This window comes from Steroidobacter sp., assembly GCF_016790065.1.
Taxonomy (GTDB): Bacteria; Pseudomonadota; Gammaproteobacteria; order Steroidobacterales; family Steroidobacteraceae; genus Steroidobacter.
The window spans coordinates 1-2,852 of the sequence record NZ_JAEUPY010000210.1 but is presented as its reverse complement, the minus strand read 5'-3'; the positions used below and the strand labels follow the sequence as shown (position 1 = coordinate 2,852).

Annotated in this window: 2 protein-coding genes; both read right to left on the bottom strand. The window is 60.5% G+C overall.

Annotated features, from left to right (window positions below):
* Nucleotides 1-600: M16 family metallopeptidase (locus JNL55_RS09005; RefSeq protein WP_293852225.1), on the bottom strand; the 600-nt coding region annotated here is incomplete at its 3' end.
* 10 nt (nt 601-610) lie between these two features.
* Complete coding sequence (locus tag JNL55_RS09000; protein ID WP_293852223.1) at nt 611-2,731, bottom strand: TonB-dependent siderophore receptor; 2,121 nt, start codon at nt 2,729-2,731, stop codon at nt 611-613.
* Nucleotides 2,732-2,852 lie beyond the last annotated feature (121 nt).

The window sequence follows — 2,852 nt, the reverse complement described above, 5'->3', positions numbered from 1 at the left end:
GAGACGAACCGCTTCGACATCGGCATGCGTGCCGAGATACTTCCAATGATAAGGATGGCCCACCGCGAACAACTGCTGAAACACCGCCTCATCCGCCAACCCGTAAGGCAGGTTCTCGATGTTCAAGCGCCGCTCGTTACGCACATTGGAGCGCTCTTTGACCAGCAGCGATTCCGTCAAGCGTTGTGGAAAATTAACCCAGCGTTCGGCCTCCAGCGCCAACAACGTTTCCAATCGATTCGACGGCGCGGTGGTGTAGTAAGTGGTCCGATCCGGGTCGGTGGTCGCACCATCCTGAGTCGCACCCATGGACTGCGGACTCGGCACACTGGCCGGCGGCGAGAACGCATACAGATGTTCGAACAAGTGAGCAAAGCCAGCGCGACCGGGCGGATCGTCACCCGAACCCACTTGGAAGCGCAGATTGGTCGCCACCAACGGCAGGCGACGATCCTCCACCAGGATCACTTGCAAGCCGTTGGCGAGCGTCAGCTTCTCGAACGGCAGGTTCAATTGAATGGGCTGAGCCGCGGGCTGCGCGGGCACGACGCCCGGCACAGCACACAGCACCAGCGCTAGAAACAATCGCTTCAGGCGCACGTCGGCTCCGTCAGTAGCTCACCGTGAGCCGCACGAAGGCGCTACGTGGGGCACCATAGTAGTTGCCAAAGCGCGCATCGCGAATGTTCTCGTAGTACTTCTCGTCAAACAGGTTGTTGATGTTCAGCGTGACCAGCGCCCGGTCGGAGATCTGGTAGCCGCCACGCAAGCTGGCTACGACATACGAGCCCTGCTCCACACCCAGACCGATCGACTCGCTATTCCAAGTGAGTCCGCCGCCGACACTGAAGCCGTTCAGCGCACCGCTGTCGATGGCATAGTTGGTAAACAACTTCACGCTGTGCTCTGGAATCACCGGAATGAACTGCGTGCCCACCAGCGCCGGATCGGTGTCGCGCAAGGTTTCGTTCTTGTTGTAGGTATAGCCGCCTTCGAGCGTCCACGAGCGCGTCAGCGTGCCGTTGGCCTCGAGTTCGAAGCCTTCGCTCTGCACCAGCCCGGAGCCCACCGAGAAGTTCGGATCGTTAGGATCGCCAACCGCGCGATTGCTCTGCCGGATGCGATAGATCGCGCCGGACAGTAACAAGCGGCTATCGATCAAGTTGCCTTTGACGCCGACTTCATACTGTTTGCCGATCACCGGCCCCACCGGCTCGAAGTTGGCTTTGCGCTCGGCTTGCGGCTGAAACACATCCGCGAAGCTGGCATAGACATTCCATTGCTGCGTCAGGTCGTACACCAGGCCGACATATGGCGATAGCTTGGCATCCACCGAATACACGCCGGTGGGAACGGCGTCGAACTCTTGATAGTCGTACTTCACCCACGCGACTCGACCGCCCACCACGCCCGTGAGTTTGTCGGCCAGCGACAAGCGCGTCTGACCGTACACGCCGTACTGAGTCTGCACTTCCTTGCCGGTGAAATACTCTTCGCCACCCGGTGTCAGCGGCAGCTCGGGCTGCGCCGGCAACACCGGATTGTAGTAGTCGAAGGTGAGCCCGGTATCGGACGCGGAATTGGAACGATACTCCCACTCGGAACGCTGATAGTCGGCGCCGAACAGCACACCGTGAGTGCGACCGAACAGCTCGAACTCACCCACCACGTTCAAATCGACAGAGAACAGGTTGGCATCGTGCGCGCCGTGATAAGCGAACAACGCCACAGTGCCATCGGTCGCCGTGATGGGACCGCGGCCCCACAGATATTCTTCTTCGCGATCGAGCTTGGTGTACTGCACGTTGAGGCGTGCGTTCCAAGTATCGCTCAGGCGCTGCGCGAGCTCGCCGTAGACCTGGCTCGACTTGGTCTCGAAATAGTTCTTGTTGCCGCCGGCATAACTGTCGCGCGGCAGATCGATCAGGCCGACGCCGGCGATGCCCGGCAAGCCGACCTGAATGGTGGACTTGTATTCATCGTAGTGAGCGCCGGCAGTGAGCGTAGTGCTATCGGTGATGTCGTACGCCACCGAACCGAACGCGAGCTTGCGGTCTTTCTGATAATGATCGATGAACTCACCCGCATCCTGCCAGGCAACGCCGGCTCGGCCGCGCACACTGCCGTCGTCGTTGAACGCGCTGTTCACATCGAATTCGGCGCGCATGAAATCCCACGAGCCGCCTTCCACCGCCGAAGTCAGCTTGAAGTCTTTGCCCGGCCGCTTGCGAGCCAGGTTCAGACTGCCGCCCGGGCTGCCGGAGCCGCTGAACAGAGCGGACGGACCGCGCAACAACTCGACGCGCTCGAACAGAAACAAATCCGGCACCGAGTACGGTGCATTCACGCCGCTGCTGCCAGGCACGCCGTCGACCAGGAAGCTGGAAATCTCGAAGCCGCGTGCATAGAACTTCGGATAGGCCGACACCGTCTTGGTAGTGGTGACGCCAGGCATTTCGCGAAACAGATCCTCCACCGACACCAGGCGCTGTAACAAAAAGCGCTCCGAGTCCAACACCGTGAGCGAGCTGGGTGTCTCGAACACCGGCGTAAGATCCTTGGCGCCGGCAATTTGGTCGCTGCGTCGGCCCAGCACCAGGATTTCGGTAATTTGGCTCTTGCCAGTGTCTGGTTCAACCTCGGGCTCAGCAGCGTTGCTGACCTGAAACGGCGCGCTCGCGGCCAGCAGCGCCGACAGCAATGAGACCTTCTGCAGCAATACCTTGGACATTTGCTTCTCCCCGTGCGGCCCGCGGACGAGTAGCAATCGTCGCGGAACTCTGTTGATGCGACGGGAGCATCACACCGGTGCTCGTAAGCCGCATCCGTTCGGAGTAAGCGTGTTCAGGCGG